The sequence below is a fragment of the Pseudomonas sp. A-B-19 genome (assembly GCF_019947515.1).
Lineage (GTDB): Bacteria > Pseudomonadota > Gammaproteobacteria > Pseudomonadales > Pseudomonadaceae > Aquipseudomonas.
Genome location: NZ_JAGYGN010000001.1, coordinates 1 through 21,386, shown reverse-complemented (window position 1 = coordinate 21,386; position 21,386 = coordinate 1). Strand labels below are relative to the sequence as shown.

The window sequence follows — 21,386 nt, the reverse complement described above, 5'->3', positions numbered from 1 at the left end:
TTAACCAAGGGGAGGGCGCAGGGCCCCGCAAATGCGCGACATGATAGCGGCAAAGAGGGCTGATCTGTCAGGCCGTGCAGCTGGCAAACGCCGATCAGGCCGGTTCGCTGACTTCTGTCAGAACTGAGTGGTCTGCTTGAGCATCTGCGCCGCCGCTGTATCCGCGGGGCTGACCATCGCATAGTTGTAGCCACTTCCCGACCAGTATTCGGCCTGCAACTCGCCATCACTGCGACTACCCCTGGGCAGCAGGAAGTTTTTCGGCCCTGGCGGGCGCACATAGAAACTGATTTTCTGTCCGCCCTGATTCTCGTAGACCACCATTGCCGCAGGGCCTTGCTCGGTGCTCAGCAGACGCCCGCTGACCGGTTTGAAGCCGGCATCGGAAAGGTCGGGCAGGCGATTGGCCTGAGTGAAATAGCGGTCCAGCCAGCCTTGCATATCGCCGTCCGCGCCGACCTTGTAATCGGCCGGCAGGATGCCTTGCTGGGCAATCAGGCGATAGGCCTGCAGGGCATCGGTCATCGGGAGCTGGGGGCTCGCCAGTGTCATCTCCCGCGCTTGCCAACCGCTGAAACCGCCCACGCTGACGGCGATGAGCAACACCGCGGCACTGGCCAGGTGTCGACGGGATTGGCGTTTGAGGCGCTGGCGTATCACGGCCGGATCAAGGTCCGGGTTCGAGGGTTGTTGCAAGGCTCCGCTCAGGGATGCGCGCAGTCTCTGGGCATCCTGCTGCCAGGCGCGCACTTGCGCGGCCACCTGTGGGTCAGTGGCCAGAAAAGTCTCCACCAGGCGTCGGTCGGTGTCGCTCAGTTGGTGGTCAACGTAGGCGTGCAGGTCACGCTCGCTGGGGGGCATGCTGATCATTTGAGTCTCCGCAGGGAAGGGCGGTTGATCTCGCCATCGCTGAGTTGGCGCAGGGCCTGGCGAGCCCGGGACAGGCGGGACATCACGGTGCCGATGGGGACGTCGAGAATCCCGGCGACCTCTTTGTAGCTCAGGCCTTCCACCGACACCCAGAGCAGCAGCGCGCGTTGCTCGGTGGGCAGTCGGTCGAAAGCGCTGAGGGTCGATTGAGCGATAACGGTGCGCTCCACCGAGGGCTGGGCATCGTCACGCCCGATGAAGAATTCGAGCATGCGTGCATAGCGCCGGGAGCGGCGGTGCGCATCGAGAAACTGCCGATAGACAATCGAGAACAGCCAGGCGCGCAAGTCGCCCTCGGCGCGTTTGTCGCTCCAACTCGACAATGCCCGCTCCAGACTCGCCTGCACCAGATCGTCAGCGCTGCTGGTGTTGCGCGTCAACGACACGGCAAACCGTCGCAATCTTGGAATGATTTCCCTCAGTTGTTCGTCGATATCGTTCATGAAGTTCTGGCTAGTCACTACGCTTGACTGTGGACCAGGAAGACGCCCGGCATTCGAGGTTATTCCACGTCAGAAAAAATAAACACCGCATGTGGGAATAAACCTGCGTGCGGTTCGTCTGCTTGATTCTTCTCACTTGTGGCCGATGGCCCTGGAGTCTTTCATGGTAGATCGATCATCACCGCCACCCCGGCCACCTTTGAGTGCGGCGAGCCTGACATTGCGTCTGGCTGGCATTGCCGTGGTCGTTGCCGCAGTGGCTGGGGCTTTTGCCTACGTCAACGGCACCCTGGACCCACAGCGCCTGACCCCGAAAAAACTGATCAACGTGCTGGAGGCCAACAACGGCGTGCATCCGGGTTTCCGTCGCAACCATTCCAAAGGCGTGTGCGTGATCGGGCATTTCGAGAGCAGCCTTGAGGCGCGCAGCTATTCCACCGCTCAAGTGTTCAACGAAGCACGGACACCGGTGGTGGGGCGTTTCGCCTTGGGGTCCGGTAACCCAAACGCGCCGGACAGTGCCGCGCCGATCCGCAGCATGGCCTTGCGTTTCACTCAGGCTAACGGCCAGCAGTGGCGCACCGGGATGAACAGCATGCCGGTGTTCCCGGTGGACACGCCCGAGGCGTTCTATCAATTGCAAAAAGCCCAGTCGCCAGACCCGGCCACCGGCAAACCGGACCCCAAGGCGGTATCGGCGTTTTTTGCTTCGCACCCGCAAGCCGCACCGTTCCTGGCCTGGATCAAGACCGCCAAGCCGTCGGCCAGTTACGTGACCGAAAACTACAACAGCGTGAATGCGTTCTACCTGGTCAACGCGGCCGGCCAACGCCAGGCCGTGCGCTGGAACATGGTGCCACTGGTTCAGGACGCACCCGGGGGCACGGTACCGGAGGGTAATGATTTCCTGGAGAAAGACCTGATTGAGCGAATCGCCGCCGGCCCGTTGCGCTGGCAGTTGAACATCACCTTGGCCAACCCCGGCGATCCGGTCAACGACGCCAGCAAGGCCTGGCCCGAAGGGCGCAAGGTGTTGAACGCTGGCACCCTGGTGCTTGAAAAGGCTCAACCGCAACTCAACGGTGAATGCCGTGATATCAACTACGATCCGCTGGTGTTGCCTGCCGGGATCGAAGGTTCCGACGACCCGTTGCTCGCCACCCGTTCAGCCGCTTACGCCAATTCCTACCTGCGTCGCACCAGCGAAGTCAGCCAGTTGCCCGCCGCCAAACAGGAGGCCCAGCAATGAGCAACCAACCGAACCACTTCGCCCCGCTGGCGCGCCTGCTGCACTGGCTGATGGCGCTGATGATCATCGCGATGCTGTTTATCGGCGCCGGCATGGTCGCCTCGGTGTCCGAGCGGCATGAATGGCTGATTCATCTGCACAAACCCTTGGGCATCGCGATTTTGCTGCTGGTGATCGTGCGGCTGGTGGTGCGCTTTTCCACCACGCAGCCACCGCTGCCTGCGGACATGCCGGGTGTGCAAGTACTCGCGGCCAAGGCCTCGCATGTCTTGTTGTATGCATTGATGCTGGTTCTGCCGCTGCTGGGCTGGGCGATGATTTCGGCGTCGGGCGAGCCGGTCATGCTCAGCAGTTCATTGCAACTACCGTCGATTGTGCCGGCGAATGCGCAGGTGTTTGCGTTTTTGCGCAAGGCACACGGGTATCTGGCGTATCTGTTGTTCCTGACGGTGTTGCTGCATCTGGCGGCCGCGTTGTTTCACGGCTGGGTGCGGCGAGATGAGGTGCTGGACAGCATGTTGCGGGGCAAGGATCGCGGATAATAGCTCGGCAAAAAAAGATCGCAGCCTGCGGCAGCTCCTACAGGGAAATGCATTCCAATGCAGGAGCTGCCGCAGGCTGCGATCTTTTGATCTTGAAGGGCAATCAACGCAAGGTGTCGACCATGTCCGCAATGGTGGTGAGTACATCCTTGCCCAACTGCTTCGACCGCTTGCCCGACCAGCCCGTCAACGGGTTCGGATGATCGTCGTGATCCTTGAACGGCATTTCCAGGGTCAGCGACAGGCAGTCGTACTTCTGCCCGACGCTGTTGCAGGCCAGCGTCATGTTGGCCTTGCCCGGTTCGTCGCGGGTGTAGCCGTACTTGGTCTGGAAGTCCTTGGTGGTGTGCTTCAGATGACTGCGGAAGTGCTCCTCGAGCTTTTCGATCCGCGGCGTGTAACCGGGGTTGCCTTCGCAACCGGCGGTGAATACGTGAGGGATTTCCTCGTCACCATGGATGTCGAGGAACATGTCGACGCCGTACTTTTCCATCTGCTGCTGAACGAACAGGACTTCCGGGCTGAATTCCTGGCTGGCGCTCTGCCAGGCTCGGTTGAGGTCCTGGCCCATGGCGTTGGTGCGCAGGTTGCCGTGGAAAGCACCGTCCGGGTTCATGTTCGGTACCAGGTACAGATCAGCGCCGGCCAGCAGTTTATTCAGCACCGGGTCGTCGTGTTTTTCCAGACGCTCGATCACGCCTTCCATGAACCACTCGGCCATGTGCTCGCCCGGATGTTGCTGGGCAATCATCCACACCTTGCGTCGGCCCTCGGCCCCGGTGCCTTTGCGCAGCAACTGGATGTCGCGGCCTTCGACACTTTTGCCGGTGGCCAGCAGTTCGGTGCCGGCCTTGGTCAGTGCCTGCTCGATCAGCCAGTCGTGGCGGCCACGGCTGTAGGGTTCGAAGTAGGCGAACCAGGCGTGGGTCTGCTCGGCTTCGAGAACGAAACGCAGGCAGTCGCCTTCGAAAATGGTCGGTACGCGGAACCAGTTGACGTGATCGTAGGACGCTACCGCCTGATAACCGGTCCAGGCCTTGTTATAGGAGGATTGGCTGGCATTGATCAGGCGAAACCAGTGCTCCTGGCCAACATGCAGGCCGCTGGCCTTGAAGTGGAACCATTGGAAATGGTTGCTTTTGGTATCGGGGCGGATCGCCAACAGGGGCTTGAGCGGGTCGCTGACGTCAATCACCTGGATGTTGCCGCTGTCGAAGTTGGCGCTGATGTCGAGGGAGGATTTAGCCACGGTTGGGTTCCTGATCAAGATTTTTATGGCGGCTACTTTACACACAAGTGCAGGGCCTTAGGAGCGCAGAAAAACCGTCTCGCCACCCAGGCGCCTGTTCACTTTAGGACTTGAGGTTTGCCACGAAGTCCTTCAACCAAGCGTAGCGATCATCCGTGTTACCACCAGCACCGTTTTGAGGCCTTCAGGTGACAGGGTGGGGCATTTCAACTCGTTCCGGATCAATACGCTCGGGTGTAACCAGTCGTCGTAATGGCTGATACATCAATGCAATCAAATACCTGCAAGCGATGCGCTGGATCTGGCACGCAATGTGCTTTTTTGGCTTTATGGATAATTGGATAATTGGATACAAAAATACAAAAGGTGCACTGATGAAATTCGCCCCTGCCTATACCGAGCGCCAGCCTGTCACTGCTGAGGAGGAGGCTTACAACTTTCTCCTGGAGGCCATTTGCAAAGGACGTTACCGCACCGGCGAACGGCTGATCGCCGAGGACATCGCCGGTGAAATCGGCATGAGCCGCATGCCGGTGCGCGAAGCGTTCCGCCGTCTGGATGCCGACGGCCTGGTGACGTTGCGGCCCAATCGCGGCGCCATCGTACGGGGCCTGAACATCGACGAAATGCGTGAAGTGTTCGAGATGCGCAGTGCCCTTGAGGGGCTCGCTATCCGAGTGGCTGTCGGCAAAATGACCGAGCGCCATTTCAGCCATCTGGAGCGTCTGCTCGACGAGATGGACGACTACCGCGAGGACAGTGCCGAGTGGGTCGGCCGTCATCGCGCCTTCCATGAATACCTGTGCAGCCTGAGTGAGCGCCCGCGCCTGATGCGGCAAATTTCGGCGCTGTATTCGGTGATCGAGCCGCACATGCGCCTGTGGCTGCAACACGCCGACAAGCCCCGCAGTGCCCGGGACGAACACGCCTCGATCGTGACCGCGTTGCGTTCCGGCGATCCGGATAAAGCGGCGGCGGTGGTGTGCGAGCACATCGAAGGAACGATTCCGCGCCTGATTCAGTTTCTTGAGGCTCATCAATAGAAGAGCAAACACATTTCCCGTAGGAGCGGGCGCAGGCTGCGATCTTTTGATGTTGCTTCTGAAAAGATCAAAAGATCGCAGCCTGCGGCAGCTCCTACAGGGGACATTCGTTGCAGTCACCTGGAGTCATGCTATGCAAAAGCCTTGCGCGTTAGTTGCGGTGTTCACCTTGAGTCTGTGTTCCCAATGGGCGTTTGCTGCCCCCGAGTTACCCGAGCGATTAAGCAAGAGCGAGAAGATCGTCTATTGCTCCGGTATGGATTCGCCACCGCTGGTGTCGTTTGACCTGAAGCAAAAACCGGTCGGACTTCAGGTGGATATGGGCGAGGCGATTGCCCAGCGTCTGGGTGACAAAAAAGTCGAATGGCGGATCTCTCCATTCGCCGGGCTGATCCCGGCGCTGTTGGCGCAACAGTGCGACATGATCGTCGATCAGCTGTTCGACAAGCCCGAACGTCGTGAGGTGATCGACATCGTCAACTTCATGTATTCCAGCCAGTCCATCGTGGTGCCCAAAGGCAATCCGAAATCGGTGAACACGCTGGAAGATTTATCGGGGCTCAAGGTCGCGGTCAGTAATGGTTCAACCATCCGCGTGCTGCTGGGCAAAGAGAACGAAAAACTCGAAGCGGCCGGCAAGGCACCGATGAAACTGGTGGTCTACAACGTCGACGCCGATGCGTTCCAGGCCTTGCGCATCAACCAGGTGGACGCTTTTGGCACCACGGTCGAGTCTGCCGGTCATTACCAGCAACTGGCCCCTGACTTGTTTCAATCGGCGGTGCCCGCTTTCAACCGCATCCTGACCGGTTTCGGTGTGCGCAAAAGTGATCCGCAATTGACAGTCGCGTTGACCGAAGTCTTGCAAGGCATGCGCGCCGACGGAAGTTACGAAGCGCTCCTCAGTAAATGGCATGTCGGCAGCGACAAACTGGACTGAGGACGAACCTGATGAACTTCAATTGGGATGTGTTCTGGCAATACTTGTTACAGCCCAGTGATGTCTACCTGACGGGGTTGTGGCTGACGTGCCTGATCAGTGTGTCGGCGATGTTACTCGGCTGTGTACTGGGGTTGATCGCGGCGTTGATGAAGCTGTCGAGCAACCCGCTGTTGCAATACCCGGTGCGCTTTTATGTGTGGCTGATGCGCGGCACGCCGCTGCTGGTGCAGATCGTGTTTCTGTACACGGCGTTGGCGGCTGGTGGCATTTTCCGCTTCGAAGACCTGGACCTCGGCTGGTTCATCGTGCCGGGCAACATTCAGGCTGCGATCATCGCCCTGGGCCTCAACGAGGGCGCGTACATGGCCGAGATCATTCGGGCCGGCATCGGTGCGGTGGACAAGGGCCAATACGAAGCGGGACGCTCGTTGGGCATGACGTTCTCCAGGTTGATGCGCCGTATCGTCCTGCCGCAGGCCTTCCGGGTCATCGTTCCGCCGCTGGGCAACGAGTTCAACGTGATGTTGAAAAACACCACGCTGGTCAGCGTGATCGGCGTGCAGGAGTTGTTGCTCAGCACGCAAATGGTGACTTCGGCGACCTTCCGGGTGTTCGAGTTGTATCTGGTGGTAGCCATTTACTTCCTGGCATTGACCACGCTCTGGGGCTTTTTCCAGCGCTGGCTCGAGGCGCGCTTCGGCCAGTCCGATCGTCCGGCTCCGGCCGCCAGCCGCATGTTCGGTCGCAACACCATGAAACTGTTGAGAGGGCGTTGAGATGGCGCACATGAGTGAAGAACTGGTCATCGAAGCGCTGGATATTCACAAGTCGTTTGGTAATCTGGAAATTCTCAAGGGCATTTCGCTGCAAGTGAAACGGGGTGAAGTCGTGGTGCTGATCGGCGCCTCCGGTTCGGGCAAAACCACCTTTATTCGCTGCATCAATTTGCTTGAGGACATTCAGTCCGGGCAAATCCGTGTCAGCGGCCAGCCCATGGGTTACCGCACCCGTACAGATGGCAGCCTGGTCCGGGATTCGGAGCGCAACATTGCGCGTCAGCGCCGGGACATCGGCATGGTGTTTCAGCGCTTCAATCTGTTTCCGCACATGACGGCCCTGGAAAACATCATCGAGGCGCCCATCCATGTGCTCGGAGTGTCTCGCGCGGCAGCGGTGGAACAGGCGCGGGCGTTGCTCAAGCGGGTCGGGCTGACCGAGAAGGCGGATCACTACCCTTCGATGCTGTCCGGTGGGCAGCAGCAGCGGGTGGCCATCGCCCGGGCGCTGGCCATGAAACCCCAGGCGATGTTGTTCGACGAACCCACCAGCGCCCTTGACCCGGAGACGGTGGGTGAAGTGCTGCAAGTCATGAAGGAACTGGCCGAGGAGGGCATGACCATGGTCGTGGTCACCCACGAAATGGGCTTTGCCCGCGAAGTGGCCGATCGGGTGGTGGTCCTCGATCAAGGGGAACTGATCGAGCAGGGGCCACCCGAGCAGATCTTCAGTCAGCCGAAGCACGCCCGTACCCGCGCCTTTCTCAGTCGCGTGTTGTAGGAGCGAGCCTGCTCCGGGCGGCGTTCCGACGATGGACTCAAGAGCACCGCGTTTATCCAGGAAGCCCGCGTCATCGGTAACGTCCATCGCGAGCGAGCTCGCTCCTACAGGTTTTTATGAACATTACTTTTGTGTGAGTCTTGCCATGTTCAAGTTTTCTGCCCACGAGTATCCCTACACCTCACAACGTCAAAGCGTTTTCGCCAAGCGCGGCATGGTCGCCGCCTCGCAACCGCTGGCGGCCGAAGCCGGAATTGAAATCATGCGTCGCGGCGGCAATGCCATCGATGCGGCGATCGCCACGGCCGCAGCGTTGACGGTGGTCGAGCCCACCGGTTGTGGCATCGGCGGTGACGCTTTTGCCTTGGTCTGGACCCAGGACAAACTGCACGGCCTGGCTGCCAACGGCGCCGCCCCGCAAGCCCTGAGCATTGAGGCAGTGAAAGCGGCCGGTCATGAAAAAATGCCGCTGCATGGCTGGACGCCTGTCACTGTGCCTGGCTGCCCGTCGGCCTGGGCGCAATTGTCCCGGCGTTTCGGTCGTCTGCCCTTTGCGGACTTGCTGCAGCCGGCGATCAGTCTGGCGCGGGACGGATTTCCCGTTTCGCCAGTGGTCGCCTTGCAGTGGCAAGCCGCGCTGGAGGATTTCACTCCGGACCGTAGCGACGTGCTCGAGAGCTGGTTCGAGACCTTCCTGATCGAAGGCCGTGCCCCCCGCGCCGGCGAGCTGTTCCGTAACCCGGCCCAGGCACGGACCTTGAGCGAATTGGCCGCCACGGAGTGTGAAAGTTTTTATCGTGGCGCGCTGGCGCAGAGGCTGGATGCGCATTCGCGGGCCACGGGCGGCTATCTGCGCGCCAGTGATTTGCAGGACTACAGCGCCCAGTGGGTTGAGCCGATCAAGGTCAACTATCGTGGCGTCGACGTCTGGGAGATTCCTCCCAGCGGTCAGGGACTCGTGGCGTTGATGGCATTGAAGATACTCGAGGGCTTTGACTTCGATCATCGCGACAGCCAACAGACCTGGCATCGTCAACTTGAAGCCATGAAACTCGCCTACAGCGATGGTTTGCACTACATCACCGATCCGGAGCACATGCGGGTGGCGGTGGACGATCTGCTCAGCGACCACTATTGCGCTCATCGCCGGGCGCAGATTGGTGAACAGGCCGTGGCGCCCCTGCCGGGTGATCCCCACGCCAGTGGTACGGTCTATCTGGCCACCGCCGATGCGGAGGGCAACATGGTTTCGTTCATCCAGAGCAACTATCACGGTTTTGGCTCCGGCGTGGTATTGCCCGACAGCGGTATCGCCCTGCAAAACCGCGGTGAAGAGTTCAGCCTCGATCCCGGGCATTGCAATTGCCTGGCGCCTGGCAAAAAGACCTTTCACACCATCATTCCAGGGTTTCTTACAAAAAACGGTGAGGCGATGGGTCCCTTTGGTGTCATGGGCGGCTACATGCAACCACAAGGGCATGTGCAGATGGTCATGAATCTGGTGGATTTCGGACTCAACCCTCAAGCCGCGCTGGACGCACCGCGTTGGCAATGGTTGGGCGACATGAAGGTGGGTATTGAGCAGGACGCTTCGCGGGATATGGTTGCGGCACTGGCGCGTCGTGGGCATGAGGTTCAGGTGGCGTGCGATCTCACCAGTTACGGGCGTGGGCAAATCATCTTGCGCGATCCTGAAACCGGCGTGTTATGCGGCGGGACAGAGCCACGAACGGACTCACATATAGCGGTGTATTGAAGAACACGAGAGAGGGCGAGGCGTTAATCACGGTGCGCGCACGATTCTGTAGGCGCTGGCTTGCCAGCGAAGGCGGCCGTAAGCGCACCGCCAGTTTCAACGATGCCTTCGCCGGCAAGCCGGCTCCTACAGGTATTGCGTTATCGGTGTGTCCCGGGATTGCGTGAAAAACCAAAAAAAAGACCCGGCAAAAAGCCGGGTCAAAAACCGTGATTAGCCTGATGAGGAGATAGTCCGGGAGACCGACCTAAGGTCACCTGGTCCATCGACTGATCTCGCGATCAGATGATGTAATAATAATCATTCTCATCATTGAGTCAAGCAATTTTGCCTGCGCTCTAGGAAAATTCTTTCCAGTCCTCCTTTTTTTGCGATTTCACCTCAGCCGTTTGCATACCCCTCCAGTGATCGATCGACCATGGCCTTGGCCATGTCGATCATGTGTACCGTCGAAAACGCCAGATCACGGGTTACACCTTGCAGATGATTGGCCGACTCGTTCGCGATGGCGGCGGCACAGCGCAACAAGTCCGAAGCATGGACCAACGCTTCTTCGCAACTGATATTGCGGTTCACATCAAAAAAGCGCGGCTCTGCCACTTCCTCCGAGATAGCGGGTTTCAAGTAATAGTCCAGGGCGCGTTGTGCCGCCTCTGAGTCCAGAGTCGAGGTGAGGGTGGTGTCGATTTGCATGTTCGGCAGTTCATTGGTGGGTTGGTTCATGGCGATGGCAAGCTCCGTGGCAGTTTCAGATCCGTGAATCGATCATAATACGAACTGTATTTGTGACGAGTATTTAAATACTACAACTTGTGTTTTGATGGCCGGAGTCACCCACGTATCGTGCCGCACATGGATAAATGGATAGAATTGGTCAAGGCCAAGATGAGTGAACTCAAAATCACTCAAGAGATACTCGCCGAGCGCCTCGGGATGTCCCAGGGCGGCATTGGCCACTGGCTCAACAAACGTCGTGAACCCGGCATCGAAGACATGAACCGTGTCCTGCGGGCGCTGGGCCTTGAGTTTCTCGAAGTGGCGCTGGTAATCCGGGAACCGCAGGCATCAACGGACGACGAAATCCCTCTGACACAGAAGTACAATCCGTACTACCGCTACCCGGTCAGTGACTGGCGCGAACCTGCCGAAGTGCGCGATGGCGAGGGCGCGGTGTATGGGAAAGGGCACTTTGAATTGTCCGATTATCACGCGCAGGGACCGGCATTCTGGTTGAGAGTGTCAGGTGATGCGATGACCGCACCCACTGGCATCAGTATTGCCCAAGGCATGCTGATCCTGGTGGACCCGGCGGTGGAAGCGGTGCCCGGCAAACTGGTCATTGCCCAGTGGCCGGACAGCGCCGAAGCCACATTCCGCAAGCTCATCGAAGAGGGCGGGCAGCGTTATCTGGTTCCGCTCAATCCGACGTATCCGAAAGCCTTGTACACCGATGAATGTCGAATCATCGGTGTAGTGGTTCAGGCAACGGCCAGGTTCTGATCAGATCGGTCCTCGCGATGCGCAGGACCGATCTTCATTTCACGCTTGTTCCAGTTCGACCAGGGCACTGCCTTCGCTGACCATCTCGCCTTCCTGGCAATACAAGGCCTTGATCACCCCGGCATGGGGTGCGCGAATGCTGTGCTCCATCTTCATCGCTTCCAGTACCACCAATTGCGCCCCGGCTTCGACCGATTGCCCGGCCTCCACCAGCACGCGGACGATGCTGCCGTTCATGGGTGCGGTCAGCCCGCCATGATGGCTGTGGCTGGCTTCGACGGCGCTGATCGGGTCGTAAGCCTCGATGCGGCGCAACTCGCCATCCCATTGCAAATACACCTGTTCGCCACGGCGTATTGCGCGGTGTTGACGGCGCACACCCGCCTGCTCGGTCAGCAACTGCTCGCCCTTGAGCCGAGCGCTGTGGGCATTGATGTCGCCCAGGGTCAGCGCCCGGTCCTGGCCTTCACAGCTCAGGTGCAGGGTGATTGCTCTCGGCAATCCGGCACGCAGGCCATTACGCGCCGCCCACGGCGAACTCGGGTCATCGGCGCGGGTTGCAGGCGGCTGGCTCTGGGCAAACGCCTGGGCGGCGGCTTGCCAGAAATCATCGCCCAGTTGCACTGGCGTCGGCAGCAATTGTTCCTGATAGCGTGGAATGAAGCCGGTATCGAGTTCGGCAGCGGCAAATGCCGGGTGACCGATGATGCGCCGCAGGAAATTGATGTTGGTCTTCAGCCCGCCGATGGCGAATTCGTCGAGCATGCTCAACAGGCGCAATCGCGCCTGTTCACGATCTTCACCCCAGGCAATCAGCTTGCCGAGCATCGGGTCGTAGAAAGGCGAAATTTCATCGCCTTCTTCAACACCGCTGTCCACTCGACGCCCCGGCCCTTGGGCGGATTCGCGATACAGCTCCAGGCGACCGGTCGCCGGCAGGAAGTCATTGCCCGGATCTTCGGCATACAGCCGCACCTCGATCGCGTGCCCCACCAGCGGCACCTGGTCTTGCGTCATCGGCAACGCTTCGCCGCGTGCCACGCGAATCTGCCAGGCCACCAGGTCGAGGCTGGTGATGGCTTCGGTGACCGGGTGTTCCACTTGCAGGCGGGTGTTCATCTCCATGAAGAAGAATTCGCCCCGCGCATCCAGCAAAAACTCAACGGTGCCGGCACCGACATAACCGATGGCCTGCGCTGAGCGCACAGCGGCTTCGCCCATGGCGCGTCGCAGCTCCGGGCTCAGGCCAGGTGCTGGCGCTTCTTCGACGACTTTCTGGTGGCGGCGCTGAATCGAGCAGTCGCGTTCGTTGAGGTACAGGCAGTTGCCGTGCTGGTCGGCGAACACCTGGATTTCCACGTGACGTGGTTTAAGCAGGTACTTCTCCACCAGCATCCGCGAGTCGCCGAACGACGATTGCGCCTCACGTTGTGCCGAGGCCAGGGCTTCGGCCAATTGGCTGACGTCCTCGACCACTTTCATGCCTTTGCCGCCGCCGCCTGCGGTAGCCTTGAGCAACACCGGGTAGCCGATGCGTTCGCAGGCGGTGCGGAAGGTTTCCAGGTCTTGGGCTTCGCCGTGATAACCGGGCACCAGCGGTACGCCAGCGGTTTCCATCAAGGCTTTGGCCGCGGACTTGCTGCCCATGGCATCAATGGCCGAGGCAGGCGGGCCGAGGAAAATCAGACCGGCTTTTTCGATGGCGCGGGCGAACCCGGCGTTCTCCGACAAGAAGCCGTAGCCGGGGTGAATCGCCTGGGCACCGCTGGTCTTGGCGGCGGCAATCAGTTTGTCGATCTGCAGATAGCTGTCGGCGGCTTTGCTGCCACCCAGGTCGACGCGAATGTCGGCTTCGCGGCTGTGCCGGGCGTCACGGTCGGTGGCGCTGTGCACGGCCACGGTGGTCAGGCCCAGCGCCTTGGCGGTGCGCATCACCCGGCAAGCGATTTCGCCACGGTTGGCCACCAGCAGGGTGGTGAGGACAGGTGCGCTCATCAGCGGGGCTCCTTGGTGGATTCGGCCTGCCAGCTCGGCGGACGTTTTTGCAGGAAGGCACGCAAGCCTTCCTGGCCTTCGGGGCTGACACGAATGCGGGCGATGGCGTTTTCGGTGTAGCGGCGCAATGCCGGGGTCAGTGAGCCGTCGCCGACTTCGCGCAACAGGTCTTTGCTGGCGCGCATCGCGGCCGGACTGTTGAGCAGCAGATTGTCGATCCACTGTTCGACTTTCTGTTCCAGCTCGGCACTTGCATAACTCTCCGACAACAAACCGATTTCCCGTGCCCGTTGCCCGCCGAAACGTTCAGCGGTCAAGGCATAGCGACGTGTAGCGCGCTCGCCAATGGCTTGCACCACGAACGGGCTGATCACTGCCGGCGCCAGGCCGATGCGCACTTCCGACAGGCAGAACTGCGCGTCATCGGTACCGATGGCCATGTCGCAGCAACTGATCAGGCCCAGCGCGCCACCGAAGGCCGCGCCCTGTACCACCGCCAGGGTCGGGACTTTCAGCTTGGCCAGGTTGTACATCAACTCCGCCAGTTCCCGGGCGTCATCGAGGTTGGTGGCGTAATCGAGTTCGGCCGATTGCTGCATCCAGGCCAGGTCGGCACCGGCGCTGAAATGCTTGCCGCGGCCGCGCACGATCAGAAATCGCAGGCTGGCATCGCTCGCGACTTTGTCGAGGGCGAGGATCAGTTCGCGGATCATTTCGGCGTTGAAGGCGTTGTTCTTTTCTTCACGGCTGAGCCACAGGGTGGCAAAACCACGGGGGTCGCTCAGCAGTTCGAGGGTGTTGAAGTCGCTCATGTTCTTCCGTCTCCACGGTCCTTGTAGGGGCGTGCTTGCTCGCGAACGCGATAACCGGTTTTACGATTGCTTCGCAATCGAACGGGGGCAAGCCCCCTCGCCACACAAGCCCGCACCCACAAAAAAATCACATCCGGAACACGCCGAAGCGGCTCGGTTCGATTGGCGCGTTCAACGACGCGGACAAGGCCAGGGCCAGTACGTCGCGGGTCTGGGCCGGGTCGATGACACCGTCGTCCCACAGGCGCGCGCTGGAATAGTAGGGATGACCCTGTTCTTCGTATTGGTCGAGGATCGGCTGCTTGATTTCGGCTTCCTGCTCGGCGCTGAAACCCTGGCCGCTGCGCTCGGCCTGCTCACGCTTGACCTGTACCAGTACGCCGGCCGCCTGCTCGGCGCCCATCACGCCGATCCGCGCATTCGGCCACATCCACAAAAAGCGCGGATCGTAGGCGCGGCCGCACATGCCGTAGTTGCCGGCACCGAAGCTGCCGCCGATGATCACAGTGAACTTCGGCACCTTGGCGCAGGCCACCGCCGTCACCAGTTTCGCGCCGTGCTTGGCGATGCCGCCGGCTTCGTACTTCTGGCCGACCATGAAACCGGTGATGTTCTGCAAAAACAGCAACGGAATGCCGCGCTGGCACGCCAGTTCGATGAAGTGCGCGCCTTTCTGGGCCGCTTCAGCGAAGAGGATGCCGTTGTTGGCGAGGATCGCGATCGGGTAGCCGTGCAGGTAAGCAAAACCACACACCAGCGTTGTCCCGAACAGCGCCTTGAACTCGTCGAACACCGAACCATCCACCAGTCGCGCAATCACTTCGCGCACGTCAAACGGTTGCTTGGCGTCGGCCGGGACTACGCCGTACAACTCGTCACTGCTGTACAGCGGGGCGATCGGCGTGCGTTGCTGAACCTCGCCTTGCTTGTGCCAGTTGAGGTTGGCGACGCTGCGGCGGGCGAGCGCAAGTGCGTGCTCATCGCTCTCGGCATAATGGTCGGCCACCCCGGAAATCTTGCAGTGCACATCGGCCCCGCCGAGGTCTTCGGCGCTGACCACTTCACCGGTCGCGGCCTTCACCAGCGGCGGGCCGGCGAGGAAGATCGTCGCTTGTTCGCGAACCATGATCGCTTCGTCGGCCATCGCCGGTACGTACGCGCCGCCAGCGGTGCAGGAGCCCATGACCACGGCAATCTGCGGGATGCCCATGGCGCTCATGTTGGCCTGGTTGAAGAAGATCCGGCCGAAGTGCTCGCGGTCCGGGAACACTTCATCCTGGCGCGGCAAGTTAGCGCCGCCGGAGTCCACCAGATAGATGCACGGCAGGCGGTTCTGCTGGGCGATGGTCTGGGCGCGCAGGTGTTTTTTCACCGTCAACGGGTAATACGAGCCACCTTTCACCGTGGCGTCGTTGGCGACGATCATGCACTCGACGCCCTCCACACGGCCGATCCCGGCAATCACGCCAGCGGCGGGGACGTCTTCGCCATACACCTCGTACGCCGCCAGTTGACTGATTTCCAGAAACGGCGAACCCGGATCGAGCAAGCGGTTGATGCGCTCGCGGGGCAGCAGTTTGCCCCGCGAAGTATGGCGTTCCTGTGCCTTCGGGCCGCCACCTTGCGCCACTTGGGCGAGCAGGGTGTGCAACGCGTCGACCTGCTTGAGCATCGCCGCGCTGTTGGTGGCGAACTCCGCTGAACGGGGGTTGAGCTGGGTGTGCAGGGTAGCCATGGACAGCTCCGTTTAGCGGGTTTCGTTGAACAGTTCGCGACCGATCAGCATGCGACGGATCTCACTGGTGCCGGCACCGATTTCGTACAGCTTGGCATCACGCAACAGACGACCAGCCGGGAATTCGTTGATGTAGCCGTTACCACCGAGAATCTGGATCGCGTCGAGGGCCATTTGCGTGGCGCGTTCGGCGCTGTAGAGGATCACGCCGGCGGCGTCCTTGCGCGTGGTTTCGCCGCGCTCGCAGGCCTGGGCCACGGCGTACAGGTAGGCGCGGCTGGCGTTGAGTTGGGTGTACATATCGGCGACCTTGCCCTGGATCAGCTGGAATTCGCCGATGCTTTGGCCGAACTGCTTGCGGTCGTGGATGTATGGCACGATCAAATCCATGCACGCCTGCATGATCCCGGTCGGGCCACCGGAGAGCACAACGCGCTCGTAGTCGAGGCCGCTCATCAGCACTTTCACGCCGCCGTTGAGCACGCCGAGGATGTTCTCTTCCGGCACTTCGACGTCATCGAAAAACAGCTCGCAGGTGTTCGAACCGCGCATGCCGAGCTTGTCGAATTTGTTGCTGCGGCTGAAGCCTTTCCAGTCGCGCTCGACGATGAAAGCAGTGATGCCGTGGGGGCCTTTTTCCAGGTCGGTCTTGGCGTAGATCACATAGGTGTTGGCGTCCGGACCGTTGGTGATCCAGGTCTTGCTGCCGTTGAGCACGTATTTGTCGCCGCGCTTGTCGGCGCGCAGTTTCATCGAGACCACGTCGGAACCGGCATTCGGCTCGCTCATGGCCAGGGCGCCGATGTGCTCGCCGCTGATCAGCTTTGGCAGGTATTTGGTTTTCTGTTCGTGGTTGCCGTTGCGGTTGATCTGGTTGACGCAGAGGTTGGAGTGCGCGCCGTAGGACAGGGCCACTGAGGCCGAGCCACGGCTGATTTCTTCCATGGCCACCACGTGGGCCAGGTAACCCAGGCCGGCGCCGCCGTACTCTTCCGGCACGGTGATGCCCAGCAGGCCCATGTCGCCGAATTTGCGCCACAGGTCGGCCGGGAACAGGTTGTCGATGTCGATCTGAGCGGCGCGCGGGGCGATCTCCTTGGCGACGAAGGACTGGACCTGATCGCGCAGCATGTCGATGGTTTCACCGAGGGCAAAGTTCAGGGATGGATAGCTCATGGGGCACCTTTTGGCTTTTTTGTCGGTTGGTGAGACTGTCAATGGGTTCTCACCTTTACGTTAACGTAAACCTGTGACGAATGGCTGTCAATCGCCCTTTACGTTAACGTCAACTTGAGCGAGAGTAGAGTCAATGAATCCTGTAGGAGCGGCGGTGCGGCGATCCGACTTGCCCGCGAAGGCGTCGGATCCGTCGACATCGATGTTGAACGTGCTGGCCTCTTCGCTGGCAAGCCAGCTCCTTCAGGGGAACATTCGCAGCCCATAAATAAAGACAATAGGGGTCGTCATGGATCAACCCAGTGCAAGCCCGCAACGCAGTTACACCCGTGGTTCCCAGGACAAAGCCTTGCTGGCGATGACCATCGGCCAGGCGTTCGACAACACGGTCGCGCAGTACCCGGACGGGGAGGCGCTGGTGGTGCGCCACCAACAGCTGCGTTACACCTGGCGGCAATTGGCCGAGGCTGCGGACCTGCATGCCAGAGCGCTGCTGGCGTTGGGTCTGCAGACGGGTGATCGTCTCGGCATCTGGGCGCCCAATTGCGCGCAATGGTGCATCAGTCAGATTGCCACCGCGAAAATCGGCGTGATCCTGGTCAACATCAACCCCGCCTATCGCAGTTCCGAACTCGAATACGTGTTGAAGCAGTCCGGCTGCCAATGGCTGGTTTGCGCCGGGGCCTTCAAGTCCTCGAACTATCACGCGATGCTGCAAGGCCTGGTGCCGGAGCTGGCCGAACAATCCATCGGCAAGTTGCACAGTGAGCGGTTGCCGCAGTTGCGTGGCGTCATCAGCCTGGATGCGCAGCCACCGTCGGGGTTCCTGCCATGGTCGCAACTGGCCGATATGGCCGGCAGCGTCACGGTCGAGCAATTGCATGAACGCCAGGACAGCCTGCATTTCGATCAGCCGGTGAATATCCAGTACACCTCCGGCACCACCGGTTTTCCCAAGGGCGCGACCCTCAGTCACTACAACATTCTCAACAACGGTTACATGGTCGGCGAAAGCCTGGGCCTGACGGCGGCCGATCGGCTGGTGATCCCGGTGCCGTTGTATCACTGCTTCGGTATGGTCATGGGCAACCTCGGTTGCATCACCCATGGCAGCACGATGATTTATCCAAACGACGCATTCGATCCGTTGCTGACCCTCGGCACTGTGGCCGAAGAAAAAGCCACGGCGCTGTACGGCGTACCGACCATGTTCATCGCCATGCTCGATCAGCCCCAGCGTGCCGGGTTCGACCTGTCGAGCCTGCGCACCGGGATCATGGCCGGCGCGACCTGTCCTATCGAAGTGATGCGCCGGGTCATCAGCGAAATGCACATGAGCGAAGTGCAGATTGCCTACGGCATGACGGAAACCAGTCCGGTGTCGTTGCAGACCGGTCCTGCAGACGATCTGGAACTGCGCGTGACCACCGTCGGCCGCACCCAGCCACAACTCGAAAGCAAGATCATCGATGAAGCGGGCAACCTGGTACCGCGCGGCACCATCGGTGAGCTATGCACCCGCGGTTACAGTGTGATGCTCGGTTACTGGAACAACCCCGAAGGCACCGCAGAAGCCATCGATCAGGCTGGCTGGATGCACACCGGCGACCTGGCGAGCATGAACGATGAAGGCTACGTGTGCATTGCCGGGCGCAACAAGGACATGATCATCCGCGGCGGTGAGAATGTTTACCCGCGGGAGCTGGAGGAGTTTTTCTTCACTCACCCGGCCATTGCGGACGTTCAGGTGATCGGCATTCCTTGCTCGCGCTACGGCGAAGAGATCGTCGCCTGGATCAAGTTCCACCCTGGCCACAGCGCCACCGAGCAAGAACTGCAAGCCTGGTGCAAGGAGCGCATCGCGCACTTCAAGACGCCGCGATACTTCAAGTTCGTCGAGGAGTTTCCGATGACGGTGACCGGCAAGATCCAGAAGTTCAGGATGCGCGAGATCAGCGTCGAGGAGTTGCGTAACAAGCAGGGTTGACCACAATCCCCTGTGGGAGCGAGCTTGCTCGCGATGAGGGTGTGACATTCAACATTTGTACTGACTGATCCGCCGCCATCGCGAGCAAGCTCGCTCCCACAGGGATTGGTGTAAAACACAAACGCCAGACAGCACAAAGGGGAGCCGAAGCTCCCCTTTAATTTCGTTGCACGTGCTCTTTTTTTATTATTGAGGGTCGGTCTGTTGTTGTTTTTGGCAACCGTTGCCCTTTACCGCTGTTTTTGGCGATCCCCATTCGGGATCAAGAGCAAACGTATTTTTTTGAGCGCTGATCTGCTTTCTCGCTGAACGATCCAACCGAATCGGGAGCTACCTGAAGGTAGTTTTATTATTCTCTGTCCGGTTGCGGGTAACTCCGAAAAGCACCCTGAAAAGCACATCTTCTCCAAAAAAATCTGTTAGCTGCGTCTCTGCCGTGTTGTTTTTGTTATGTCAGAGTCGTTACGTCTTGTTTTTATTAGGTTTGCCGCAATTTTTTTATTCTTGTTGTGCGATAGATATAGCAGGAGCCATGCCAACTTTTTAAAAGCCTTTAAAATCAATGGTTTGAGGATTTTCAGGGTTTTACGCCTCAGGCAAAACCCTGCATTTTGTTTCCGTGTTACTCGCTTGTGCCCACGTTTTAGTCTGTGCGGTAACACCCGGACACACTCAACGTACTCACTGTGCGCTGCGGGCCTTGGCCACGCGGGAACCGGTAGGGCGACCCAGTACGGTACAAATCTGTTGACCGGCAACCATCAAGGCGTCGAGGTCGATTCCGGTGTCGATGCCCAGGCCGTTGAGCAGGTAAACCACGTCTTCGGTCGCGACGTTACCGCTGGCGCCCTTGGCATAGGGGCAGCCGCCCAGGCCTGCGATAGAGCTGTCGAACACAGAGATGCCTTCCAGCAGGCTGGCGTAGATGTTGGCCACGGCCTGGCCGTAGGTGTCGTGGAAGTGTCCGGCGAGTTTTTCCCGGGGCACATCCTTCGATACCACTTCAAACATCCTGCGGGTTGCACCAGCGGTGCCGGTGCCGATGGTGTCCCCCAGCGAGACCTCATAGCAGCCCATGGCATAGAGTTCGCGAGCGACCATGGCGACCTGCTCCGGGGCGACGTTACCTTCATAGGGGCAGCCCAGCACACAGGACACATACCCGCGCACGGTCACTCCATGTTGTCGGGCAGCGTCCATGATCGGCGCGAAACGCTCCAGGCTTTCGCTGATCGAGCAATTGATGTTGCGTTGGGAAAACGCCTCGGATGCCGCCGCGAACACGGCCACTTCCTTGACCCCGGCGGCGAGGGCATCTTCGAAACCGCGCAGGTTGGGAGCGAGTGCGCCGTAGACCACGCCCGGCTTGCGCTGGATCTGCGCGAAGACCTCGGCGGAGCCGGCCATCTGCGGCACCCACTTGGGCGAAACGAAGCTGCCGACTTCTATATAGCCGAGCCCGGCTGCGGTCAGCGCATCGACCAGTTGTACCTTGTCGGTAACACTGATGGGCCGGGCTTCATTTTGCAGACCATCGCGTGGGCCGACTTCGACGATGCGTACGTGGGTGGGGAGGGGCATGGGGTTCGACCTGTGCTGATTGTCTGAATGCGCTGAGAACCCTGTGGGAGCGAGCTTGCTCGCGATGAGGGCATCACATTCAACATTTTTGGTGACTGACACTCCGCTATCGCGAGCAAGCTCGCTCCCACAGTGGATAATGTGGATTTACTGAACCGATTCCTGGTTTTTGAGCGTCTGCTCCAGCGCCTGCACGCAGCGCTCTTCGGCAGTGTCCAGCTCAAGCTTCATCTGTTCGATGTCCAGCAGCTGCTGTTCAAGTTGCTCCCGGCGCTCGCTGATTTTCGCCAGCATGCTGTGCAACTGCTTGGTGTTACCGCTGGACGGGTCGTAGAGCTCGATCAGTTCGCGGCATTCAGCCAGCGAGAAACCGATGCGCTTGCCCCGCAGGATCAGCTTCAGGCTGACCTTGTCGCGGGGTGAGTAAATGCGTTCCTGGCCACGACGCTCAGGGCTGAGCAGGCCTTGCTCTTCATAAAAGCGAATGGCCCGGGTGGTGATGTCGAGCTCGCGGGCGAGATCGGAAATGCTGTAGGTCTGGCTGCTCATGGAAGCGCTCGCAAAAGGTCATGGCTCTAAGCTAATGGCAGGTTGACGTTTACGTCAAGGGGCAGAGGTTTTCGCTGTTCTGACTGGCCCCATCGCGAGCAAGCTCGCTCCCAGTGTGCCCGGCATGGGCCAAAACCAGTCACCTGAAAAGTGGTGACCAGAATGAGTGACGAGAACTGTAGTGAAACGCAAGGGGGAAGCCGCGAGGCCAACCTGAAAGAAGCGTGTAGCAAAGGCGCGACCGCAGGAACACGAACAAGCAGCGAGGCCGGATGCGGGCGATGAGTGTGCTGGGAGCCACGAAATCCAACCGTCACCGAAAGACGCATCAGGTAGAGC

The 21,386-nt window shown here is 60.0% G+C and carries 19 protein-coding genes; 9 read left to right on the top strand and 10 right to left on the bottom strand.

Annotation, left to right across the window (positions count from 1 at the left end; all coding sequences use genetic code 11):
* Positions 1-117: 117 nt before the first annotated feature.
* A complete protein-coding gene (locus KGA81_RS00095) occupies positions 118-870 on the bottom strand; it encodes an anti-sigma factor family protein (protein ID WP_223544050.1) in 753 nt (250 codons plus the stop codon).
* Positions 867-1,373, bottom strand: coding sequence for a sigma-70 family RNA polymerase sigma factor (locus KGA81_RS00090; protein WP_223544049.1), 507 nt, complete (start codon positions 1,371-1,373; stop codon positions 867-869). The genes KGA81_RS00095 and KGA81_RS00090 overlap by 4 nt, the downstream gene beginning before the upstream one ends.
* 163 nt (positions 1,374-1,536) lie before the next feature.
* Here KGA81_RS00090 and KGA81_RS00085 point away from each other — a divergent pair, with 163 nt between their 5' ends.
* Both KGA81_RS00085 and KGA81_RS00080 read left to right on the top strand, forming a co-directional pair.
* Positions 1,537-2,622 carry a catalase family peroxidase gene (locus KGA81_RS00085; RefSeq protein WP_223544048.1) on the top strand — a complete coding sequence of 362 codons (1,086 nt, stop codon included), beginning with the start codon at positions 1,537-1,539 and terminating at the stop codon, positions 2,620-2,622.
* Positions 2,619-3,164, top strand: coding sequence for a cytochrome b (locus KGA81_RS00080; RefSeq protein ID WP_223544047.1), 546 nt, complete (start codon positions 2,619-2,621; stop codon positions 3,162-3,164). Before KGA81_RS00085 ends, KGA81_RS00080 begins: the two co-directional genes overlap by 4 nt.
* 103 nt (positions 3,165-3,267) lie before the next feature.
* Here KGA81_RS00080 and KGA81_RS00075 read toward each other — a convergent pair whose 3' ends face one another.
* Complete coding sequence (locus KGA81_RS00075) at positions 3,268-4,413, bottom strand: M14-type cytosolic carboxypeptidase (protein WP_223544046.1); 1,146 nt, start codon at positions 4,411-4,413, stop codon at positions 3,268-3,270.
* A gap of 374 nt (positions 4,414-4,787) precedes the next feature.
* Between KGA81_RS00075 and KGA81_RS00070 the strand changes: the two genes are divergently transcribed.
* The 5 genes from KGA81_RS00070 (at position 4,788) to KGA81_RS00050 (ending at position 9,712) form a co-directional block, all read left to right on the top strand.
* Positions 4,788-5,456: a GntR family transcriptional regulator gene (locus tag KGA81_RS00070; protein ID WP_223544045.1), complete on the top strand. Its 669-nt coding sequence runs from the start codon at positions 4,788-4,790 to the stop codon at positions 5,454-5,456.
* A 133-nt stretch (positions 5,457-5,589) separates the two neighbouring features.
* Positions 5,590-6,396: an ABC transporter substrate-binding protein gene (locus KGA81_RS00065; RefSeq protein WP_223544044.1), complete on the top strand. Its 807-nt coding sequence runs from the start codon at positions 5,590-5,592 to the stop codon at positions 6,394-6,396.
* 11 nt (positions 6,397-6,407) lie between these two features.
* Complete coding sequence (locus KGA81_RS00060) at positions 6,408-7,175, top strand: amino acid ABC transporter permease (protein WP_223544043.1); 768 nt, start codon at positions 6,408-6,410, stop codon at positions 7,173-7,175.
* A gap of 1 nt (position 7,176) precedes the next feature.
* Positions 7,177-7,956 (top strand): amino acid ABC transporter ATP-binding protein, encoded by a 780-nt coding sequence (locus KGA81_RS00055; protein ID WP_223544042.1) that lies wholly within the window; start codon positions 7,177-7,179, stop codon positions 7,954-7,956.
* Between the two features lie 145 nt (positions 7,957-8,101).
* Positions 8,102-9,712, top strand: a complete 1,611-nt coding sequence (locus tag KGA81_RS00050; RefSeq protein WP_223544041.1) for a gamma-glutamyltransferase family protein — start codon at positions 8,102-8,104, stop codon at positions 9,710-9,712.
* A gap of 381 nt (positions 9,713-10,093) precedes the next feature.
* On the opposite strand, the gene KGA81_RS00045 is transcribed toward KGA81_RS00050, so the two are convergent.
* Positions 10,094-10,435: a DUF6124 family protein gene (locus KGA81_RS00045; protein WP_223544040.1), complete on the bottom strand. Its 342-nt coding sequence runs from the start codon at positions 10,433-10,435 to the stop codon at positions 10,094-10,096.
* A gap of 129 nt (positions 10,436-10,564) precedes the next feature.
* Here KGA81_RS00045 and KGA81_RS00040 point away from each other — a divergent pair, with 129 nt between their 5' ends.
* Positions 10,565-11,212, top strand: a complete 648-nt coding sequence (locus KGA81_RS00040; RefSeq protein WP_223544039.1) for a LexA family protein — start codon at positions 10,565-10,567, stop codon at positions 11,210-11,212.
* 39 nt (positions 11,213-11,251) lie between these two features.
* Here the strand turns inward: KGA81_RS00040 and KGA81_RS00035 are convergent, their stop codons facing one another.
* From KGA81_RS00035 to KGA81_RS00020, 4 genes are all read right to left on the bottom strand, one after another.
* The gene (locus KGA81_RS00035; RefSeq protein WP_223544038.1) at positions 11,252-13,207 is read right to left on the bottom strand and encodes an acetyl/propionyl/methylcrotonyl-CoA carboxylase subunit alpha; all 1,956 of its coding nucleotides are present in this window, start codon (positions 13,205-13,207) and stop codon (positions 11,252-11,254) included.
* A complete protein-coding gene (locus KGA81_RS00030; RefSeq protein WP_223544037.1) occupies positions 13,207-14,019 on the bottom strand; it encodes a gamma-carboxygeranoyl-CoA hydratase in 813 nt (270 codons plus the stop codon). Before KGA81_RS00030 ends, KGA81_RS00035 begins: the two co-directional genes overlap by 1 nt.
* 127 nt (positions 14,020-14,146) lie before the next feature.
* The gene (locus KGA81_RS00025) at positions 14,147-15,754 is read right to left on the bottom strand and encodes a carboxyl transferase domain-containing protein (RefSeq protein ID WP_223544036.1); all 1,608 of its coding nucleotides are present in this window, start codon (positions 15,752-15,754) and stop codon (positions 14,147-14,149) included.
* A gap of 12 nt (positions 15,755-15,766) precedes the next feature.
* Positions 15,767-16,930: an isovaleryl-CoA dehydrogenase gene (locus KGA81_RS00020; RefSeq protein WP_223544035.1), complete on the bottom strand. Its 1,164-nt coding sequence runs from the start codon at positions 16,928-16,930 to the stop codon at positions 15,767-15,769.
* Between the two features lie 289 nt (positions 16,931-17,219).
* On the opposite strand from KGA81_RS00020, the gene KGA81_RS00015 reads away from it, so the two are divergent.
* Positions 17,220-18,917 carry an AMP-binding protein gene (locus KGA81_RS00015; protein WP_223544034.1) on the top strand — a complete coding sequence of 566 codons (1,698 nt, stop codon included), beginning with the start codon at positions 17,220-17,222 and terminating at the stop codon, positions 18,915-18,917.
* A gap of 681 nt (positions 18,918-19,598) precedes the next feature.
* On the opposite strand, the gene KGA81_RS00010 is transcribed toward KGA81_RS00015, so the two are convergent.
* Both KGA81_RS00010 and KGA81_RS00005 read right to left on the bottom strand, forming a co-directional pair.
* The gene (locus KGA81_RS00010) at positions 19,599-20,498 is read right to left on the bottom strand and encodes a hydroxymethylglutaryl-CoA lyase (protein WP_223544033.1); all 900 of its coding nucleotides are present in this window, start codon (positions 20,496-20,498) and stop codon (positions 19,599-19,601) included.
* A gap of 147 nt (positions 20,499-20,645) precedes the next feature.
* Positions 20,646-21,047, bottom strand: a complete 402-nt coding sequence (locus tag KGA81_RS00005; RefSeq protein WP_223544032.1) for a MerR family transcriptional regulator — start codon at positions 21,045-21,047, stop codon at positions 20,646-20,648.
* Positions 21,048-21,386 lie beyond the last annotated feature (339 nt).